Source organism: Curvibacter sp. GW821-FHT01G03, from assembly GCF_059422285.1.
In genome coordinates, this window is record NZ_JBWKWP010000070.1 from 1 (window position 1) to 298 (window position 298).

Genomic DNA, 298 nt, shown 5'->3' on the forward strand with positions numbered 1-298 from the left:
TCAGTCGGGCAATCTCTGCCTGTTCAGGGCTCACCACTGCTGCGGGCTTGCCATCTGCCGATACCCCAAGCTGCCCTTTTGCGTCTGCCCGAACCCAGTTGGTCAAGCTAGCGCTGGGCATGCCCAAGGTCTTTGCCACCACGGAGGCTGGTCGTCCGGCCTTGACTTGCCTGACAGCTTCTTGCTTGAACTCCAAGGTGTACTTGGCTCTGCTCATCACTCCAGCGTTCATCTCTTCTCTCCTTTCCCGGCATTCTCCGGGCTGAGCTATGAACTCCGAAATCCGAGGGCAACCTCA

1 protein-coding gene is annotated in these 298 nt (G+C 58.4%); it reads right to left on the minus strand.

Going from position 1 to position 298, the window contains the following annotated elements; genetic code table 11:
• The coding region (locus AC07VS_RS28855; RefSeq protein ID WP_494752703.1) for a transposase at window positions 1-217 on the minus strand (217 nt) is incomplete at its 3' end.
• Window positions 218-298: the final 81 nt, after the last annotated feature.